Below are 19,793 nucleotides of genomic sequence, written 5' to 3' on the forward strand. Positions count from 1 at the left end.
TTTTTTTATTGCTGCCTTAACCGGCAGCATTTTTTTTGCCTGTGGTTTTTGCACCGGCAGACGCTTCAAGCCTGCCCGTCAAACCGCTTCAACGAAAACGCCGACAGATCCAGCTCACTGCTGCCCCGCACGCACCACTGCGCGAGTGCTTCGCCTAACGCGGCGGAATGCTTGAAGCCGTGCCCGGAACAGGCGGACACCACCAGCGTGTTTTTCAGATGCGGATGCTCGTCGATGATGAAATCGCCATCCGGCGTGACGGTGTAGGCACAGATCGATGACTTGGCGACGCGTGAAGTGACGCCCGCAATCTTGCCCCACACCTGGGTCTCGAACATCTCGCGTGCTTCGGCCTCGCTGACGGTTCGGTCGAGCGTGTCTGGCGAAGACGCTTCGCTGTATTGCTCGGTGGCGACTTTCAGGCTGCCTTCGCCGGGCAGCGGTGGAAAACCATAGTGCAAGTCCTCATCACCCGGCCCGTGATGCAGAATGAACGTCGGCGAAACCGGGGCAAACCGGGCGTGTTCTTCCAGTTCGAACCAGAACAGCTTCTGCCGACACACCCGCAGCAAACGGTCGAAGGGTTGGCCCAACAATTCCCGGGACCACATGCCGGCGCTGACCACGACCTTGTCGGCAAGGATCGTTCGTTGGTCGGTAGTGACGGTGACGCCCTGCTCGTCCGAGGTTATTTGCGTGACGGTTTCACCTTTGAACAGGGTCGCGCCCAGTGCTTCGGCGAGCTTGAGTTGCACGGCAATGCAGCGCTCCGGACGGACGTAACCGCCCTGCGGTTCGAAGTAGCCGATGGCACTGTCCAGCACCGGAGAAAACTGCGGGAAGCGCTCGCGGATCTGCGCAGCCGACAGCCGCTCATGTTCGATGCCGTTGCTGTGGGCGAGTTGCAGGGTGCGATGAGTGAAGTCCGTCGCGTCCTGCGCGTCATAGTCGGGGCTGGAGGTCATGACCAGCACGCCGCACTGTTCGAACAGCGACTCGCCCGACAGCGCTTCGAGTTCACGCCAGATTCTGTGGGAGTTGCGAACGATGGGCAGGTAGGCGGCACCTTCGCCGACCGAGAGCCGGGTGATGCGCGTATCGCCATGGCTTGAGCCTTGAGTGTGCGGGGGATGATAACGATCGACGCCAATCACCTTGACCCCGGATTTCGCCAGTTGGTACGCCGTGGCGGCGCCCATCGCGCCCAAACCGAGAACCGCTACTTCACACCGTTCCATTCAATCGCCTTCCAGTCATCACCCGTTGAATGCCCAACCCTATGACATTCGCCGGCTGAAAAGCCAGCCGTCTGCGCAGCACTGGCCGTAGACCCGCCATTACGCATACCATGCCGCCATTCCAAAAAAGGCAGACATGTCCATGTTCAAAGCAAGCCTGCGTAGCCACCTGACCCTCTGGTTTGCCGGCCTGTCGCTGCTCACCTTATTGAGTGTGGGCTTCTACGTCGGCCACATCGCCACCGGGCAGATGAAACAGGCGAGCGGCAATGCGTTGTTGAGCACCGCCAAATCCGCCGCCGAGTTGTTGGGTGCGCAATTGCGTGAACGTCAGCTCGAAGTGTCGCTGCTCAGCCGGGCACCGCTGTTGAAGCGTGGCAACCTCGACGACCCGGACATTTTGACTTCGATGGAACTGCGCACGCAGTCCCGCGCCGAATACGCCTGGATGGGCGTGGCCGATGCGGATGGGCGCGTGCGGCAAGCGGTAAACGGGTTGCTGGTCAATCAGTCGGTGAAGGAGCGCCCGTGGTTTCAGGCCGGACTGCGCGGTGACTACACCGGCGATCCGCACGAGGCGGTGTTGCTCGCCAAACTGTTGCCCGGAAGCGCCAGCGGCGAACCGTTGCGGTTCATCGATTTTGCCGCGCCGATCCGCAATGCCCAGGGCCAGGTGGTCGGCGTGCTGGGCGCCCACGCACATTGGAGCTGGGTGACGAAGATTGTCGATGCCGCTGTGTTGCAAAAAGGCACGGCGCCGGAAGTCGAAGCGTTGATCGTCGATCACGACGGCAAAGTGCTGTACCCGGAACAACTCGCCGGGGAACAACTGCCGAATTTGCCAGGGACATTGAAAACCCCTGACACCGCGCCGGGCTGGTCGGTGGGCAATGGCTACCTGACCAGTGCGGTCGCCGTGCCGACACCGTCGAGCGCAGGCCTGACGTGGTACATCGCGGTTCGCCAGCCACTGGATATCGCCCTGCATCCCGCGCGAGTGCTGTTTTACAAATTGCTGGCGCTGGGATTTATTGCTGCGATCATTTTCGGTCTGGTGGCGTATTACCTGGCGCTGCACCTCAGCCGGCCGATCGAGCAACTGGCACGGGCGGCCAAACAGGTGCAGGACCACCAACCCGACGTGGCCTTCCCGCTGCAGCATTCGGTACGGGAAATCGCCCAGCTGGTGCAGTCCATCCAAGGCATGACCCAGTCGTTACTCGGCAAGGAGCGTGAATTGCAGGAGGCCAATACCTCGCTGGAAGCCACCGTCGCGCAACGCACGGTCGCCCTCACCCAGGCCAATGCCAACTTGTTGAAACTGGCGACCCATGACGCGCTGACCGGCGTGTTCAACCGCCGGCGTTTCGATGAGAAGCTGGCCGAGTGCAGCCTGCTGTTTCAGCGTACGGGGCGCACGTTCGCGCTGCTGTTCATCGACGTTGACTACTTCAAGCGCATCAACGATACCCACGGCCATGCGATCGGCGATGAAGTGCTGGAACAATTGGCGAAGCTGATCCAGCGCAACACCCGCGCTACCGACTTCGTTGCACGCTACGGTGGCGAAGAGTTTGCCGTGCTGTTGCCGGAAATCGAAGAACCGGAAAGCCCCGAGGTGGTCGCCGAAAAGATTCGTGTGGCGATTGCCGAGGCGCACTTTGCCTCGGTCGGCCAAGTGACCGTGAGCATCGGCGTTGGCCTGGCGGAGCTATCGGACAGTAATGCCTCGGCGCTGATCAGGCGCGCCGATCAGCAGTTGTACCAAGCCAAAGGCGCGGGACGGAACCGGGTTTGCTGTACAGCGTAAATATTCGAAATTACTGAAACATCCTTGTGGGAGCGGGCTTGCTCGCGAAGACGGTGTGTCAGCTGACGATGATGTCGACTGACACGGCCCCTTCGCGAGCAAGCCCGCTCCCACAAGGGGATCAGTTGGGTATCCGAAAGTGTTTACGGCGCCGGATAGCCTTCGACCTGATCCGGCCAGGAGGTCAGCACTTCGAAGCCATCATCCGTGACCGCCACCATGTGCTCCCACTGCGCTGACCACGAAAGGTCCTTGGTTACCACGGTCCAGCCATCGGCCAGGGTTTTGACATGGCGTTTGCCGGCGTTGAGCATCGGTTCGATGGTGAAAATCATCCCGGTCTTCAACTTCAGGCCCTGGCCCGGATAGCCGTAATGCAACACCTGCGGCTCATCGTGATATACCTTGCCGATGCCATGCCCGCAGTACTCGCGCACCACGCTGAAACCGTCGCGCTCGGCCACGCTCTGGATCGCGTGACCGATGTCGCCCAGTGTCGCGCCGGGGCGTACGACGCGGATACCGGCGCACATCGCCTCATAGGTGGTCTGCACCAGACGCCGCGCTTCCGGGCTCGGTTCACCGACGAAGTACATGCGACTGGTGTCGCCGAACCAACCGTCCTTGACCACGGCAATATCGATGTTGACGATGTCGCCGTCCTTCAGCACCTGGGCTGAAGGGATGCCGTGACACACCACTTCGTTGACCGAAATGCACACGGTTTTCGGAAACCCGTGATAGCCGACATTGCCTGGAATGGCTTTCTGCACGTTGACGATGTAGTCGTTGCAACGGCGATCGAGTTCATCCAGCGTAACCCCGGCTTTGACGTACGCCCCGATCATTGCCAGCACCTCGGCCGCCATCTGGCCCGCCACGCCGGACTGGGCGATGTGTGCCGGACTGTTGATCACGACGCTGGTTCTCACGGCGCGGTTCATTGCACGGCTCCTGCGCGGGCTTGCGATTCATCGGCCAGTGCGCACACCTGTTGCAAATCGAGGCCACCGGCCTGTTCTGCGCGAATCAACAAACGGCAAATGTCACTGTGATCCAGGTCGGGATGCAATTCCGCGAGCATGCCGATGCGCATCCAGTGCTCAGCCTGAGCGTTGATAGAGCGACTCAGCGCATTGCTGGCGACGCGCAGATTCTCGTGCATGTCTTCTGAAATTTTAACGATTCCCACAGATCCATCCGATACGAAGTGTATATGATTCGTATACTAGCTGAGCCGCTTGATGGATCGCAACCGCCGATAGCGTTTTTCCGTCCTGCGGCGCTTTTGCTTGGGCACAATCGTTCTAAAAAGACTGGCCCTGGCCTGGGAGTTTTTGGCTATTCTGAAGTGGTAGGTGAAGACGCAGACTGATGCGCAAGAGGATAGCGAGGAAGCGTGGGGCGCGCTCCGAAGGGTACACGGTTAGAAAGATCTCCGCGCTGAGATCCAGCCCTTATGCCGTGTGAGGCAGTGAAGCACAACGCTTTGCTGTGAGAGGCCTGATAAATCTCGTAAGCCGGAGACCAGCACCGGCCACCTACTCACATTTCAAAGCCCGCCTTGTGCGGGCTTTTTCGTTTCTGCGAAAGTCGCAAAAGACACTTCTCTACCCTTCCCCCAATTTTGAAAAATCGCTTTGCGTTCTTGGCCATAACCTTAAGAGCGGCTGCGAATTAGACTGGCTGACGTCTGATCCGAGCCACGATTAAGGAAGAGAACGTGCATGACATTTTCACTATCAACTGGCTGCTTTGGCTGTCCACCATGGCACCGATGACCCTGAGTGCCGGCCCCGGCAACCTGATGGTGGCGACCTCTGGCGCGCAGAGCGGTGTGCGCCGCTCGGTGCGGTTTATCGTCGGGCTCGATATCACCTACTTTCTGCTCGCGGTACTGGTGGGGCTGGGGCTTTATCACACGCTGATGAGCCATCCGACCCTGGTTTGGTGGCTGCAAGTGATCGGCAGTTTCTACATCTTGTGGCTCGGTGTCCGGCTGCTGCGCCGCCCCTTGAAAGCCCCCGACGACAAGGCCCTGCATTTGCAATTTCGCGACGGCATCGTGGTGCAACTGGGCAATGTGCAAGGCATCGTGATGTTGCTGGTGATGTTCACCACGTTTTTGCCCTCCGGCGACACCAGCAGCAGCGTCGTGCTGATCCTCAGCGCCGCGCTGATTTCGCTAAATTTTTTCTCCCACGTCATCTGGGTATCGATGGGCTCGACGGTGCAGAAGCTGATCCGGGCACGGCCCAGGCTGCTGGCATTTCAGAACACGGTCTTCGGACTGATGCTGATCGCCGTAGCGATCTGGATTTTCCTGCGTACCGGCCCGCTGTAAGGAGCTCCAATGACCCACGCACATGGAATGGTGTTCGCCGCCCCCGGAGCCCCGGACGTCCTCGAACTGCGCGAATATGAACTGCGCGCCCCCGGCCTCGGGGAGATCACCGTCGCCATCGAAGCGGCGGGCGTGAACTTCATCGACCTGCACCGTCGCTCCGGCGTGCTGGAGGACGGGTCATCCTTCCCCCGGAACCTCGGTATGGAAGGCGCGGGCCGGGTTGTCGAATGTGGACCGCAAGTGCATGGTTTTGCACCCGGTGACCGGGTAGCGTTCGTCGACAGCTCGACCGGAAGCTATGCCAGCCATGCGGTGCTACCGGCAGCAAGGACGATCCGCCTGCCCGATGATGTGCCGAGCGAACTCGCCGCGTCATTGATGCTCAAGGGGCTGGCCGCCGAATACCTGACCCATCGCTGCGTACCGCTCAAACCGGATGACTGGGTGGTCTGGCACGCGGCGGCAGGCGGGGTCGGCAGCATTGCGACGGGCTGGCTGATCGCACGCGGCGTACGCGTCATTGGTCTGGCTTCGACTGTAGCGAAAAGGCACCAGGTGCTGGAAGCCGGTTGCAGCGCCGCCTTCGATGCCCAAGCCCCAAGGACGCCGGTGTTTATTCGTGAAATGACCGAGGGCCAGGGCGCTCACATCGTTTTCGATTCCGTCGGGGCCGCGTCCGTGGAAATGTCACTGGCGAGCCTGCGTCCACGCGGTCACCTGGTGCTGTTTGGCAATGCCTCCGGCGACGTGACCGGTTTCAATCTGTCGCGACTCGGCTACCTGGGCTCGTTGCATGTGACCCGGCCGTCCTTGAAACACTACATCGGCCAGGACAACGAACTCGCTGCCGCCTCAGATCGGGTGCTACTGGCGTTGGCTGCCGGCGCGATCCGGCCGCCACAAGTAACGCGCATGCCGCTCGCCGAGGCAGCACAGGCCCATCGCATGGTTCAGGACCGACAAACCCGGGGATCACTGATCCTCGTGCCCTGAGCGTCCGGCACAATGGCCGTCAGGGTATTTCGGTGGTTCGGCTGTGGAACAGGCCCGTCAGGTAGTCCACCACCCGATCAACCCGGCCCAAGCCCTGGGTCGCCTGATTGCGCAGCAGCCAGATATCAGAATGGCGCGAAGGCCCGTCAGGCAGCACCTGACGCAAACCCAATCGGTGCCCGACATAGGCGGGCAACGCGGCGATGCCAAGATTGGATTCGACGGCCTTGAGCTGGCCATTGAGGTTGGACACGCGCATCCAGAGCTTCTGGTCAGCACTTATTTCTCTCAACCACCGGGCGAGCGGCATATAGGACATTTCTTCAGTCCAGCCGATCAGATAGTGGTGCTTCAACTCGGCGACGTCCGCCGGCAAGCCATAAACGTTGGCATAGCCTTCGGAGCAGAACAGGCTCTGCACCAGGGTACCGACCCGGCGCATGGTGAAATTACCGTTATCGGGTCGGTGCAACCGGATAATGATGTCGCTCTGGCTTTGCGTCAGCTTTGACGAAACCGCCGAATTCATGAAGTCAAAGCCAATCCCCGGGTACTGCTCGCGAAACTCGTTCAGCGCCGGAATGATCAAGTGCGTGCCCATCAGCTCCGGGCAATCGATACGCACCTGCCCTGCCATCCGTTCGCCTGGCTGCGACATCTGCCTTTCGATCAGTTTGAAGCGTTCCTCCGACTCCAGCGCCAGCGGCAACAGCGCCCTCCCGGCTTCAGTCAGGAAATAGCCGTTGGTCTTCTTCAGGAACAACACAGTACCGAGCGATTCCTCCAGCCCGGCGATTCGTCGCGCCACGGTCGAGGCCGAAACTTTTAGCAGGTTTCCCGCCTCGGTCACGTTGTTCGATTTGGCGACAAAGATAAAAACCTTCAGATCGTCCCAGTTCATGTCATTCCCAAAAATGGAATATCGATCCCCACCTATTTCTATTCGAAGTAAGAGGAGGCCACGTTAATTTTTTCGCATCGAGCCAAACCAGGGGATACAGGGATGATACGTAACTCGATGCGCGCACTTCCGGGGTTCATGCAACCGTTTTTGAGTTGGCTCACGGCCAAGCCACTGCCTGAAGATCTCAATCAGGCCCGCCAGTTGAGGCCGGTTCACCATATTCTTGTGTCAGTGGGATTAATAGCGTTCGGCGTGCTGTTCGCCGCAATCGGTTACTTGCACGCCAGCCTCGCCCTCTGGTTGTTGGGCTTTGTCATCGCAACCGGTGGCATCAAGCAGATGCAGGTCATGATCTGCCATAACTGCGCCCACGACATGGTGTTTGAACAACGTGAGTTGAATGTTCGAGTGGGCCGGCTTATCTCTGGCGTACTGATGCTCAAGCCGTTTGATATCTACAAACAGGAACACGCCCTGCATCACAGCTCCAGAACCCTGCTGACCGACGATGACGACACACTGTCCTACCTGCGGAACGTGGTGGGCTTAACACCGTCCGACAGCATCGCCACCCTGTGGACCAAACTGGTGAGCGCCGCGTTGTCGCCACAGGCCATGCTGCGTTCTGCCTGGGGAAGATTGAAGGCGACGGCGGGCGCACCAGACAGGCCGGTGGCGCGATGGACGCTGATCTTCTGGGCGACCCTCTCGTTACTGGCGGCAGCCGTTGGGCACTTCGATCTCTTTGTGATGACGTGGGTCGTACCGGTGTTCATCGGCTATCACATCAGCACCACCTTCCGCCTGGCGGCCGAGCACACCTGGCCCAGCATCCAGGTACTGGAGCGACGCGGTATCGACTTCATTTGCGAAAGCACGACCGGGGTGTTTATCGGTGAAGAACTGCGCATACCTGAAGGCGCCGGCGCTGTTCGACGCTTCGCTCATATCGGCGTATGGCTGATCAAGATGCTGGGTTTCCACTTGTTTATCCGCTTGTTCGTCATGGTCGGCGATACACCGTGTCATGACTTCCATCACCGGCGCCCAAGATCGAAGGACTGGCCCAACTACGTGACAGCACGAGAGCGGGACAGGCTCGAAGGCGCCCGGCCTTTTCCCAGTAACTACATCGACCATTGGGGATATATCAGCGCTGTCACGACCAACTTTCGCAAGTTCCAGCAGGCACTTCCGTATTACACAAACAGGCTGGCTACCTCAGAGGGATTTTAATGATGGCGTTCAACAAGACCGTTCTTCTTATGACTGTTCCCTCCGATTCCCATAGCTGGAACTTGGTATTCATGGAGTTCCTGCTCAATGACTTCGGTTACAAGGTCGACAACATGGGGCCCAACACGCCGATGGATGAAGTGATTGAGCGGCTGCACAGTCACGGTTACGCGATGGTCGTGGTGAGCACAGTCAACGGCCACGGTTACATCGAAGGCACTGAACTCGCCCGACGCATCCGTAGCGAAACGAAGCATGCCGAGGCGCTGTATATCGGCGGCAAGATCTGCACCGAAAACGACGTCGGGACCATTGCCCGGCATAGCGATACGCTGATGGCTGCCGGTTTTGACGAGGTGTTCGACGACAGCGTGACGAACAGCTTCGATGCCTTTCAGCAACTGCTGAGCGCCCAGCTGTACCCGACATACCTGGAAAAACGGGTCGCCGGATGATCGACTTCAACCGCCACGTCCTCGAACGGTACGACTCGCACGGCCCGGTCTTGCAGCCGCGAATGGGCTTCAGTTGCCCGGGCCGGATGCAGGCCGGGCTGCAAGCCACGGCGGTCAGTCGTGCGAACACCGTGTGCACCATCACCCTCGATGCCTTCACTCGGGTGAAAGACCTCGACGCGGCACAGCGCGCGATTGATAGCGGATCCATGCTCAACGGCTATCCGATCGTCAACCATCCGGCGGCCCAGACCCGCGCCATGCTCGATCAGATTCATACCCGCTATCGTCTGCCGGTGCAGATTCGTCATGGCTCTCCCGACCCGCTGCATATTTTTAAGCGCATGGTCGAAATCGGCTCGGCCACCACCGAGGGCGGGCCACTTTCCTATTGCTTGCCCTACAGCCGCACGCCGTTGCGCCAGGCATTCAGTGATTGGGAAAAAGCCTGTCAGGTGTTGGCCAGTGGTGTCGAACACAGCCACATCGAAAGCTTCGCCGGTTGCATGATGGGGCAGATGTGCGACCCGGCTATCCTGGTCGCACTGAATATTCTTGAAGGGTTGTTTTTGCGCGCCCAGGGGATCGAGACCCTGTCCTTTTCCTACGCCCAAGGCACCTCTCCCGTACAGGACCGCGCGGCGGTGACGGCCTTGCAGCAACTTGCCGCCGAGTACTTTGCGCCGGACAGTTATCACTGCGTGGGGTATGTGTTCATGGGGTTTTTCCCGCGCACACTGGGCGGTTTCTGCCGAATCACTGGCGATGCGCTGGGCATGATCCGCGCCACCGGCGTGCAGCGGGTGATCATCAAGACGCCAGTGGAATCACGCCGGATTCCTCGGATCGAGGAGAACATCGCCGCGCTGGAATATGCCGATTATTGCCTGCGCACCGACGGTGCTTTGCCGGACATTCCTTTCGACAGGCAAGAATATGTGCGCATTTTCAACACTGCGAAACGACTGATCGAGGGCACACTGACGCGCGACGCTGACTTGTCGGAAGCGATTCTCGACGCTTTCGACAGTGGTTTCCTATCGATTCCGTATTGCCTGCACCCGGACAACAAACGGGGCGCCGGCACCGTGGTCACCGCGCAAAACTATTACCAGGGGTTCGAGGGCGAACGAGTAGAGAATGCCTTCTCGTTCCTGGCGGCGCTGCGGCACAACATCCGGACTTATGATGCGGTGCTTTGAAGTGCACCAGCTGACAATGTGGGAGCGGGCTTGCTCGCGAATGCGGTGTGACAGTCAACCTCCAGGCTGAATGACACACCGCATTCGCGAGCAAGCCCGCTCCCACAGGTGTTTTGAGGCGGGTCTTACTGAACGGTTTTCAGCTTGATCACGTCACCCGAAACCTTGGTGGTGTAACCGGTCAGGACGTAGGCCCAGAACCAGTTTTCCTGCACCTGGGTGTTGATCATGGCGTCGCCGCCCTTGGCCTTGATCGCGGCGTCTTGAGCGCGGACAAAACGGTTGTTGTGCTTGATCGGGATGCAACCGAACAACAGCATGCCGGTGGCCGTGGCTTCACTGTGGCCCAGGACCGTGTATTGGCTGCTGTCGTAATGCTGGGTTGTCATCGGGGTGCCGGTGCAACCCGCCAGAACCAGACCGAACATTGCAACGGCGACCATTTTGCTGAGGTAATTCACTGTGTAACTCCATTAGAAAACGCCCGGGATCCGTCTCCCGAGCGGCGCGTACTCTAACGAAGGTAATGGCTGATAGATATCACTTTCTAGGAAGATTCAGACCGCTTCCTGCACCACGCCCCGCTCCTCCAGCAAACGCACAAACATGGTCAGGCTTTGCGACACGGTGCCCCGGCGCCACACCAGCCAAGTGCGCAAATAACGGAAGGATTCCGACAGCGGCCAGATGCTCACCGTGGTGCAGCCGGGCATGCTTTCGAGCATGCTGCGGGGCATCAGCGCCAGGCCCGCGCCGGCACTGACGCAAGCGAGCATGCCGTGATACGACTCCATCTCGAAAATCTTGCCGGGCACCGAAGCGTCCTTGCTGAACCAGCTTTCGAAGTGGTGTCGATAGGAACAGTTGGCGCGGAAGGCGTAGATGTTCTCGCCATTGACGTCTTGCGCACGATGGATCGGCGCGTGATTGAGCGGCGCGATCAGCACCATTTCTTCCTCGAACGCCGGTACGCCTTCGAGTGCCGGGTGCAGGACCGGCCCGTCGACAAACGCGGCAGCCAGTCGCCCGGACAGCACGCCGTCAATCATGGTCCCGGAGGGTCCGGTGGACAGGTCCAGTTCGACCTTGGCGTGCTTCTGGTTGTAGGCGGCCAGCAACTCGGGAATCCGCACCGCCGCCGTGCTTTCCAGCGAACCCAAGGGAAATGATCCCTGGGGTTCTTCACCCGCGACAGTGGCCCGCGCTTCCTGGACCAGGTCGAGGATGCGCCGGGCGTAATCAAGAAAACTCCACCCGGCCGGCGACAGGCGCAGACGGCTTTTCTCGCGGATAAACAGGTCTACGCCCAGATCCTGCTCCAGTTGTTTGATCCGCGTTGTCAGGTTCGACGGCACCCGGTGGATGTGTTGAGCCGCCGCGCTGATGCTGCCGTGCTCGGCGACAGCCTTGAAAATTTCGAGCTGGACCAGATCCAAGTCATTCTCCAAACGTGAACGATAGGCTCAGTATTATTCAGTTTCCAGAAAACAACCACCCCCGTAACCTGAGCGCATTCCCACCCAGCAGGACGGTGCCATGAACCCGATTTCCAGTCTCACCCACGCCATTTCGATCAACCCCGTCAACGGCGAGCAGATCGGCCACTATGCTTTTGAATCCGCCGCGCAACTGGACGCCGCCCTCGCCCGTGCCGCCAACGGCTTCTCGGTCTGGCGCCGCACGCCGGTCGATCAGCGCGCGCAATTGCTGATCGCCCTGGCCCGTACCCTGCGCGACGACGCGCAAAAACTGGCGCAGATGATCAGCCAGGAAATGGGCAAACCCATCAACCAGGCCCGCGGTGAAATCGAAAAATGTGCGCAGCTCTGCGAGTGGTACGCCGAACACGGCCCCGCCATGCTGACCGCCGAGCCGACCCTGGTTGAAGGCGGCAAGGCCCGCATCGAGTACCGCCCGCTGGGCTCGATTCTCGCAGTGATGCCGTGGAACTTCCCGATCTGGCAAGTACTGCGTGGCGCCGTTCCCGCGCTGATCGCTGGCAACACCTATGTCCTCAAGCACGCACCCAATGTGATGGGCAGCGCCTATCTGCTGCGCGATTCCATTCAGCGCGCCGGGTTTGCCGAAGGTGTGTTTGAAGTGATCAACGTCACGCCGGAGGGCGTTTCCAAGGCGATCACTGATCCGCGCATCGCCGCCGTGACCCTCACCGGCAGCGTGCGCGCCGGTATGGCCATCGGCGCTCAGGCCGGTGCCGCGTTGAAAAAGTGCGTGCTGGAGCTTGGCGGTTCCGATCCGTTCATCGTGCTCAACGATGCCGACCTGGATGAAGCGGTGAAAGCCGCGGTGATTGGCCGTTACCAGAACACCGGGCAAGTCTGCGCCGCAGCCAAGCGCCTGATTGTCGAGCAAGGCGTGGTCGAGGAATTCACCCGCAAGTTTGTCGAAGCGACGCGCCAACTGGTGATCGGCGATCCACTGTCCACCGACACTTACATCGGTCCCATGGCTCGCTTTGATCTGCGTGATGAACTGGACCAACAAGTGCGCGACACCCTGGAAGAAGGCGCGACCCTGTTGTTGGGTGGTAACAAGGCTGCAGGCCCTGGCAACTTCTACGAGCCTACCGTGCTCGCTGATGTCACCGACCAGATGACCTCGTTCAAACAGGAACTGTTCGGCCCGGTGGCCTCGATCATCACCGCGCGGGATGCCGACCACGCACTGGCGCTGGCCAATGACAGCGACTTCGGGCTGACGGCGACTATCTACACCCGCAATCTCGAACAGGCCAAGCAGATGGCTGACGAACTGGAGACCGGCGGTGTGTTCATCAATGGCTACAGCGCCAGCGACCCACGCGTCACCTTCGGCGGCGTGAAGAAAAGCGGGTTTGGCCGCGAACTGTCGCACTTCGGCGTGCGTGAATTCTGCAACGCGCAGACCGTTTGGCTGGATCGCCGCTGAGTACATCGATAAGCCTGGGGGCATCTAGCTCCCTGGCGTTGTTCAGGCTTCAACTGACGGATTGCCTGTGGCAGGTCGCACAAACCACTGCCCGGTAATCCGCCCGCCCCATTGCTCCACTTCTTGCTCCTGCTCCAATGTGAAGCCCACGTCTTCATACAATTTGCGCGCCGCATCCAGGCCCTTGAACGTCCAGAGTCGCGTTTCGCGAAAGCCCCATTCGTCACAGAACTTGATGGCCTCGGCCAACAGACGTTTGCCCGCGCCTTTGCCCCGGGCGCTGTCATCCAGAATGAAACAGCGCAGCAGCGCGCCACCACCCTCGCCTTCACCGTCAATGGCAATCGAACCGACAATGCGCTCGCCGTCCAGCGCTGCCCACACCTCGTTGCGCGGGTTGTGCAGTCGGCCCATCAGTTCGGCCATGTCAGAGGCCACCAGGCTCTCAAATGGCTGGCCGAAATTCGCGTACCGGACGTAGTAGCTGGCATGCATTTCCACCATGCGACCGATGATCCCGGGACGGTAGCCCCGCGCAATCGCCAGCGACGCCGTGGATGGTTGTGTACCGAGGCGCTGGGTTCGCAGGGCAGTTGCGTAATGACCAAGCCCTGCACTGACCGTCTGCTGCTGCACCTCGCTCAAATGCGCCATGGCCGCGCCTACCCGCTGGACGGCGAAGGCGTCCACCGCGCGCAAGGTCTGCCGGCCCTGATCGGTCAGTTGCAGCTTTTTCGAGCGCGCGTCCTGCTCATTGGGCACTTCTTCGATCTCACCCGCCTCGATGAGTTTGCGCACCATGCGGCTGACACTGGATTTTTCCAGGCCGAGCATGCCTACCAGTTCCACGGCGGTCAGCGAATCGTGGTTCCCCAATTCGACAATGGTGTGCACGGAGGATGGCGGATAGTCCGTAGCCGCCAGCGTTGCCTGCATGAAACCCAACTCGCGCACCATCAGGCGCGACGCTGAGCGAACGTGGTGGATAAGATCGGAATCGATCACGGCGCGCACCTCATGGAAAACGGTTATTTAGTTGTATCGCACAACAAAATAATCGTCAATTGAGGATCTGCGGGATCAATTCGCGTTGCGCCCTCGACCTGCCAGGGCGATGGCGAGTGCGGCGACGATCAGCACGGTGGTGACTACAAACGTGATGCGCATTCCGCTGGCGACAAACACCGCGCCGATCACCGAGGCGCCGGTGATCAGCCCGAGGTTGCGCGACAAGCTGAGCAGCCCGGACATCATGCCGCGCTGGTCCCCCGGCACGTCCACCATCACCAGCGTGTTGTTGGCGGCCTGGAACAGTTGATAGCCGGGCGTCAGGACGGCGATGCCCGCGACATACCCCGCCACTCCCAACAGGGCAGGCAGCAGGGCCAGCGCCATCGACCCCGCCGCCATCCCCATTAGCCCGACGACGGCCATCATCGGCGCGCCAAATCGATCAACCACCCGCCCCGCCGGGAAACCGCTCAGCACGGAAATGATCGGGCCGATCGACATCACCATGCCGACCAGCGCCAGGTTCAGTCCCAGCCCCCGGGTCAGGTAAAACGGCCCGACCACCAGCGTCGCCATCATCACTGTCGACACCAACAGATTGCTGGCAAGGCTGCCGCTCAGCGCCAGATCGCGCAACAGCCCCAGGCGAATCAATGGCGATGCCACTTTCGCCTCGACGAAAACAAAAAGCCCGCCACCCACGACCGCCGCCAGCAACAGCGCAGCAAAACTGCCATGCCCTTGGGTCATGGCGAGGGCATAGGCCGCGAGGGTCAGCGCCAGCAGCAAAGTGCCCAGTGGGTCAAAATCGCCACGCACGGTGTTCGGGCCGCGACGATCGGCAGGCAGGTGAAGCCAGGCGAGCGCAAAGGTGAGGATGCCTAGCGGCACGTTGATCAGGAATATCGCCTGCCAACCGAGGCCGGCAATCAACACGCCGCCCAGTGACGGACCCAGCGCGGTGCCGATGGCTGACATCGTCCCGAGCAATCCCATGGCGCTCCCGGTCTTGGCCTTCGGCACCGTCTCGCCGATAAACGCCAGGGTCAGGGCCATCATGATCGCCGCGCCGAGTCCCTGGACGGCGCGCGCGGCAATCAACAGCGAGAGCGAGGGCGCCAATCCGCACAAGACAGAGGCCAGGGTGAACAGCGCGATACCGATCAACAACAGCCGACGACGGCCGATCAGGTCACCGAGCCGACCCGCACTCACAATTAACGTGGTAATTGCCAGCAGGTACGCGAGGACAACCCACTGTACTTGCTGAAAGGACGCACCAAACACCTGCGCCAACGCGGGCAAGCCGACATTGGCGATGCTGGTGCCCAGCGATGACAGCAACATCGATAACGACAGGCTGGCGAGCACCCAGCGCAGGGAGGGTGTTTTTTGCGCATTGGCGGTCAGGGTTTGAACTGGAGGGGTCATGCAAGTGAACTCCTTGGCAGGCCGCTCCCGAGCGGAGCTGTGAAAAGCCTACGACGCAGCCTGACCAGGCGGAAGACGCAGCGTTTGCACATTACTTGTGCGTCTGACGCGCTATCTCGATGACGCCTGTGCTACCGTCGGACCATGTCGATGCCAGATCTCAACCTGCTTATCACCCTCGATGTTCTGCTCGCGGAAGGTAGCGTTACGCGCGCGGCCCGGCGCCTGCACCTGAGCCCGTCGGCGATGAGCCGGGCACTGGCGCGGTTGCGCGAAACCACGGGGGATCCGCTGCTGGTGCGAGCCGGTCGCGGCCTCGTACCCACGCCCCGGGCGCTGGAATTGCGCGAGCGGGTCAGTCAATTGGTCCAGGAGGCCGAAGCGGTGTTGCGCCCCGTCGAGCAGCTCAACCTGAAACAGTTGGTGCGCACTTTCACCGTGCGCACCAGCGACGGTTTTGTGGAAACCTTCGGCCCGGAACTGCTGGCGCGCGTCAGCGAAGAAGCGCCGGGCGTGCGCCTGCTGTTCGTGCAGAAACCGAATAAGGACAGCACCCCGCTACGCGACGGCAGCGTGGACATGGAAACCGGCGTGGTGGGTGCGTCGATGGCGCCGGAGGTGCGGACCCAGGCGTTGTTCAGGGATCGTTTTATCGGTGTCGTGCGTTTGGAACATCCGCTGAGCCAAGGCGAAATCACCGCAGCTCGTTATGCCGCCGGCCGGCACATTGGCGTGTCGCGGCGGGGCCCGGAAAAAGGCCCGACGGCAATTGATGACGCCTTGGGCGCACTCGGGCTGGAACGGCAAATCGTCACCCTGGTCGGCGGCTTTTCCACCGCCCTGGCGCTGGTCCGCTCCTGCGACCTGATCGCCAGCGTCCCCGAACGGCATACCGCCAGCCTGCGCGGCGGGCTGCACAGTTTTGCCCTGCCGCTGTCGATCCCGCCGATCACCGTTTCATTGTTCTGGCATCCACGGCTGGACGCCGACCCGGCGCATCGCTGGTTGCGCGGGTGCATTCGGGATGTGTGTGCCGAGCCACTGTTGTAGCGCGTGGTAGAAGTATTCGGATAAAAAACTTATTCACCAGTGCCACCCATGCACTCCGCAGTCGCAGCCAGCGCCGTGCCGGCCTGCTGCACCAACTTGCGCCACTCATCACTGGTAATAAGATCGGCACGCTCCATGTCGTCGGCTCTCCTCAACAACCTGAAGTATTTTTCCTCTGGACTTATCTGATTTGCAGTCAAGGCGAATAGCTTGCGCCAGGCTGTCATGACGAGTCTTCGCTGCGCCTCTTTCATTGGAGCCCCTATTGTTGGTCTACAAGGTAGAGGTCAGGTCATCGGCCGCGTTCCATGGTGCAACACCCCCATGCGACCAATGGTGGCGGTGCGCCATGAACGGTGGTGGCATCGGGAAGAAGGAAAAGTGCGACGTGGCGAGCGGCAAAACAGAAAAGGGATCAATGAGCCCGATGCGCTTGCGCGAGCAGTTGGCCAAAGTCGCAGCTACATCTCCCTGTATTGGCAACCAGGCTCATTGATCGTTGCCCAGCTCAATGTTGGGCATATTTCCATTTCAGCAATGGAGAGGATGCAGGGGGCACGCGAATCGCGGCCCTGCACTGATTTTTTTAGCAAGGTTGCTTTTATCTGTCTAATAACCTTTTGCCGAGGCTTTATAGGTTAATGAAATAGCTGATTTGCCCAGGCGCGATGCCGTGCGGTGGACCGTCGGGAAGACCTTGAGGCGCAGGATCCTGGCTTCCCAGCGCAGCCGTTGGCGCCTCACCGTGATGAGCGCATAACCGTTCGCGATACGAGCCATGCAAGTACGCAAGCGATCAGAAGAAATACGCCACTTGCGATGAAAGTGGCTTGGAAGCCAGCGCCGTCATACAGCACACCACCCACCGTCGCGCCGAGTGTGATTGCCAACTGAATGACTGCCACCATGAGACCGCCGCCGGTTTCGGCATCCCGGGGAAGCATGCGTGAAAGCCATGTGAACCAGCCTACAGGCGCGCATGTAGCAACCAGCCCCCACGTACCCAACAGAACGGCTGTAACCCAGAACGAACTTCCACAAACAGTCAACGCCAGGGCAATTCCCGACATTACCAATGGAATGAGTATCAGCACTCGATAAAGACTTTGGCTCAGCACTGAGCCGATCACCATCGTGCCCGCCAATCCAGCCATTCCGATGATCAGCAGTAGCAGGGATAATCCAGGCACATCAACGCGGGTCACCGACTCAAGAAACGGACGCAGATAGGTAAATAGCGCGAACTGCCCCATAAACAAAAATGCTACTGCGGCCATGCCCAGAGAGACATTGGTGTTACCTAACAGCCGAAACACATCAGTTACAGATCCGGACTCATTTTGACCAGGCATTTTCGGCAACGTGAATGCTTGCCAACACAGCGCCACAGCGGCGAGCGGAACCACACAGAAGAACGCACCTCGCCAGCCGATCAGCCCGCCCATGAAACTGCCGATGGGTGCTGCAACTGCAGTGGCCAGTGCAGTACCGCCCTGGATCAAAGCGATGGCTTTGGGCACGAAACTCTCGGGTGCAATTCGCATCATGACGGCGGTCGACATTGACCAGCTGCCACCAATAGCGATCCCCAAAATGGCTCGACCCACCATCAGTGTCGAGTAGTTCGGGGCAAAAGCAACGAGCGTTCCCGAGGCAATCAACAAGGCTGTCAGGAAGAGCAAAACGGGCCTTCGGTCGAGCCGGCGAATAACTGAGGAGATGAAAAGACTGGTGACGACCGCAAAAAGCCCAGAAATGGAAATCGCTTGCCCGGCCTGCCCTTCGGTCAGCGCGAGATCGGTCGCAATCGGCGTGAGCAAACTCACCGGCAGAAACTCGGAAGTGACCAGGGCGAAAGCGCACAACGACATTGCCAATACGGCGCCCCAAACCTGTCGGCTCGTTGTTTGAATGGGTAAGGCGGTGCTGCTCATCTGGTTCCCTCAAATACTCAAATACATAAAGCGCCAGCGTCGTTCCACGACAAAAGTCACTTAAGACCGGATTGGAAGAACGCGGTCAGCTTGGCAAACGGGATCAGGTCAACCCGATCATAGAGATCCACATGGCCCGCACCGGGAATGATGACAAGCTCCTTGGGTTGACCCGCCAGTCGATAAGCCTCTTCACTGAACTCACGCGAGTGAGCATTTGCACCGGTGATGAACAACATCGGGCGCGGCGAGATCGTCTCGATATCGTTGAACGGATAGAAGTTCATGAACTTGGCGTTGCTGGTCAGCGTCGGATGGGTAGTCAGCAACGGTGACTGGTCTTGGGGGGTGAACTCACCGCGTGGCGTGCGGTAGAAGTCGTAGAATTCGCGCTCGATAGCGTTGGATGTGTCCGTCAGTTCATGGACGGTTCCGCTGGTGTATTTGCTTTTGCCACCAGTGAACTCGACATAACGCTGCTCGGCAGCAGCGGCAATGGCTTGCTTCCTTTGCTCGACAGTGACGGAATGCTGTAAGCCGTTTCGATTGGCCGCGCCCATGTCATACATGCTAACCGTGGCAATGGCCCTCATCCGAGGGTCGATCTTGGCAGCGCTGATAACAAAGCTCCCACTACCACAAATGCCCAGGACACCGATCCGGTTCCGATCAACGAATGTCTGTGTGCCGAGGTAATCCACGGCTGCACTGAAGTCTTCCGCATAAATTTCTGGCGAAACCGCGTTGCGCGGTTGCCCATCGCTTTCGCCCCAAAACGACAGATCGATGGCAAGGGTCACGAAACCTTGCTCAGCGAGCTTCTGGGCATACAGGTTCGAACTCTGTTCTTTGACCGCGCCCATGGGATGACCAACGATGATTGCTGCGCTTTTGCTACCGGCCTTCAGACCTTTAGGGACGAACAGATTCCCTGCAGTTTTCATCTGGTACTGATTTTTGAAAGTCACCTTCTGCATCGTGACCTTCTCACTTTTGTAAAAATTATCAGCTCCGTTAGACATGTCTGCTCCCAGTACGGAGAGCGACGCCATCAGAAGGCCGAGCAAGATAACGAGTTTTCTCATGAGGGTGCTCCCATCAGTGAATAGGTGCTGATCCATCTGGTTACCGGGTCTGGATCAGCGAGCGGTATGAGCCATACCTGTAGCTACAAGTGAGGCTTGCTCTATTCTCTGGGAATACGTCATGCTTGATAATCTAATGAAAGCTTGTTGTAGCTATAAGCACAGCTAA

The 19,793-nt window shown here is 59.6% G+C and carries 19 protein-coding genes; 8 read left to right on the forward strand and 11 right to left on the reverse strand.

Features of this window, described 5'->3' with window-relative positions:
* Positions 1-65: 65 nt before the first annotated feature.
* Positions 66-1,238: an N-methyl-L-tryptophan oxidase gene (gene solA, locus NK667_RS15535; RefSeq protein WP_054615352.1), complete on the reverse strand. Its 1,173-nt coding sequence runs from the start codon at positions 1,236-1,238 to the stop codon at positions 66-68.
* 142 nt (positions 1,239-1,380) lie between these two features.
* Here solA and NK667_RS15540 point away from each other — a divergent pair, with 142 nt between their 5' ends.
* Positions 1,381-3,048, forward strand: a complete 1,668-nt coding sequence (locus NK667_RS15540) for a diguanylate cyclase (protein WP_054615353.1) — start codon at positions 1,381-1,383, stop codon at positions 3,046-3,048.
* Between the two features lie 143 nt (positions 3,049-3,191).
* Here NK667_RS15540 and map read toward each other — a convergent pair whose 3' ends face one another.
* Together map and NK667_RS15550 are read right to left on the reverse strand one after the other, a co-directional pair.
* A complete protein-coding gene (gene map / locus NK667_RS15545) occupies positions 3,192-3,992 on the reverse strand; it encodes a type I methionyl aminopeptidase (protein WP_283777353.1) in 801 nt (266 codons plus the stop codon).
* On the reverse strand, positions 3,989-4,240 hold the full coding sequence (locus NK667_RS15550; protein WP_054615354.1) for a ParD-like family protein: 252 nt from the start codon (positions 4,238-4,240) through the stop codon (positions 3,989-3,991). Before NK667_RS15550 ends, map begins: the two co-directional genes overlap by 4 nt.
* Positions 4,241-4,816: 576 nt before the next feature.
* Between NK667_RS15550 and NK667_RS15555 the strand changes: the two genes are divergently transcribed.
* The gene (locus tag NK667_RS15555) at positions 4,817-5,392 is read left to right on the forward strand and encodes a LysE family translocator (protein ID WP_054616278.1); all 576 of its coding nucleotides are present in this window, start codon (positions 4,817-4,819) and stop codon (positions 5,390-5,392) included.
* A 9-nt stretch (positions 5,393-5,401) separates the two neighbouring features.
* Positions 5,402-6,388 carry a quinone oxidoreductase family protein gene (locus NK667_RS15560; RefSeq protein WP_063869676.1) on the forward strand — a complete coding sequence of 329 codons (987 nt, stop codon included), beginning with the start codon at positions 5,402-5,404 and terminating at the stop codon, positions 6,386-6,388.
* Positions 6,389-6,407: 19 nt separating this feature from the next.
* Here NK667_RS15560 and NK667_RS15565 read toward each other — a convergent pair whose 3' ends face one another.
* The gene (locus NK667_RS15565; protein ID WP_054615355.1) at positions 6,408-7,289 is read right to left on the reverse strand and encodes a LysR family transcriptional regulator; all 882 of its coding nucleotides are present in this window, start codon (positions 7,287-7,289) and stop codon (positions 6,408-6,410) included.
* Between the two features lie 102 nt (positions 7,290-7,391).
* On the opposite strand from NK667_RS15565, the gene NK667_RS15570 reads away from it, so the two are divergent.
* Genes NK667_RS15570 through NK667_RS15580 form a run of 3 tightly spaced genes read left to right on the forward strand, consistent with a single transcriptional unit; the run spans position 7,392 to position 10,185 of the window.
* Positions 7,392-8,528 carry a fatty acid desaturase gene (locus tag NK667_RS15570; protein ID WP_083471335.1) on the forward strand — a complete coding sequence of 379 codons (1,137 nt, stop codon included), beginning with the start codon at positions 7,392-7,394 and terminating at the stop codon, positions 8,526-8,528.
* 29 nt (positions 8,529-8,557) lie between these two features.
* The gene (locus NK667_RS15575; RefSeq protein WP_177331439.1) at positions 8,558-8,983 is read left to right on the forward strand and encodes a cobalamin B12-binding domain-containing protein; all 426 of its coding nucleotides are present in this window, start codon (positions 8,558-8,560) and stop codon (positions 8,981-8,983) included.
* A complete protein-coding gene (locus tag NK667_RS15580; protein WP_054615357.1) occupies positions 8,980-10,185 on the forward strand; it encodes a methylaspartate mutase in 1,206 nt (401 codons plus the stop codon). Before NK667_RS15575 ends, NK667_RS15580 begins: the two co-directional genes overlap by 4 nt.
* A 125-nt stretch (positions 10,186-10,310) precedes the next feature.
* Here the strand turns inward: NK667_RS15580 and NK667_RS15585 are convergent, their stop codons facing one another.
* Positions 10,311-10,646, reverse strand: coding sequence for a hypothetical protein (locus NK667_RS15585; protein ID WP_054048860.1), 336 nt, complete (start codon positions 10,644-10,646; stop codon positions 10,311-10,313).
* A 96-nt stretch (positions 10,647-10,742) separates the two neighbouring features.
* Complete coding sequence (gene ptrR, locus NK667_RS15590; RefSeq protein WP_054048863.1) at positions 10,743-11,621, reverse strand: putrescine utilization regulator PtrR; 879 nt, start codon at positions 11,619-11,621, stop codon at positions 10,743-10,745.
* A 100-nt stretch (positions 11,622-11,721) separates the two neighbouring features.
* On the opposite strand from ptrR, the gene NK667_RS15595 reads away from it, so the two are divergent.
* On the forward strand, positions 11,722-13,113 hold the full coding sequence (locus tag NK667_RS15595; RefSeq protein WP_054615358.1) for an aldehyde dehydrogenase family protein: 1,392 nt from the start codon (positions 11,722-11,724) through the stop codon (positions 13,111-13,113).
* A gap of 42 nt (positions 13,114-13,155) precedes the next feature.
* Here the strand turns inward: NK667_RS15595 and NK667_RS15600 are convergent, their stop codons facing one another.
* Both NK667_RS15600 and NK667_RS15605 read right to left on the reverse strand, forming a co-directional pair.
* A complete protein-coding gene (locus NK667_RS15600; protein ID WP_054616281.1) occupies positions 13,156-14,070 on the reverse strand; it encodes a bifunctional helix-turn-helix transcriptional regulator/GNAT family N-acetyltransferase in 915 nt (304 codons plus the stop codon).
* Between the two features lie 123 nt (positions 14,071-14,193).
* The gene (locus NK667_RS15605; RefSeq protein WP_054615359.1) at positions 14,194-15,555 is read right to left on the reverse strand and encodes an MFS transporter; all 1,362 of its coding nucleotides are present in this window, start codon (positions 15,553-15,555) and stop codon (positions 14,194-14,196) included.
* 144 nt (positions 15,556-15,699) lie between these two features.
* Between NK667_RS15605 and NK667_RS15610 the strand changes: the two genes are divergently transcribed.
* A complete protein-coding gene (locus tag NK667_RS15610) occupies positions 15,700-16,605 on the forward strand; it encodes a LysR family transcriptional regulator (RefSeq protein ID WP_054615360.1) in 906 nt (301 codons plus the stop codon).
* A 29-nt stretch (positions 16,606-16,634) separates the two neighbouring features.
* On the opposite strand, the gene NK667_RS15615 is transcribed toward NK667_RS15610, so the two are convergent.
* The 3 genes from NK667_RS15615 to NK667_RS15625 form a co-directional block, all read right to left on the reverse strand.
* Complete coding sequence (locus tag NK667_RS15615) at positions 16,635-16,859, reverse strand: hypothetical protein (protein WP_054048871.1); 225 nt, start codon at positions 16,857-16,859, stop codon at positions 16,635-16,637.
* Between the two features lie 486 nt (positions 16,860-17,345).
* Complete coding sequence (locus tag NK667_RS15620; protein ID WP_054615361.1) at positions 17,346-18,539, reverse strand: MFS transporter; 1,194 nt, start codon at positions 18,537-18,539, stop codon at positions 17,346-17,348.
* Between the two features lie 56 nt (positions 18,540-18,595).
* Entirely contained in the window at positions 18,596-19,624 is a 1,029-nt protein-coding gene (locus NK667_RS15625) for an alpha/beta hydrolase (protein ID WP_054616282.1), read from the reverse strand.
* Positions 19,625-19,793: the final 169 nt, after the last annotated feature.

Origin of the sequence: Pseudomonas nunensis, from assembly GCF_024296925.1 — a bacterium.
GTDB lineage: Bacteria > Pseudomonadota > Gammaproteobacteria > Pseudomonadales > Pseudomonadaceae > Aquipseudomonas > Aquipseudomonas nunensis.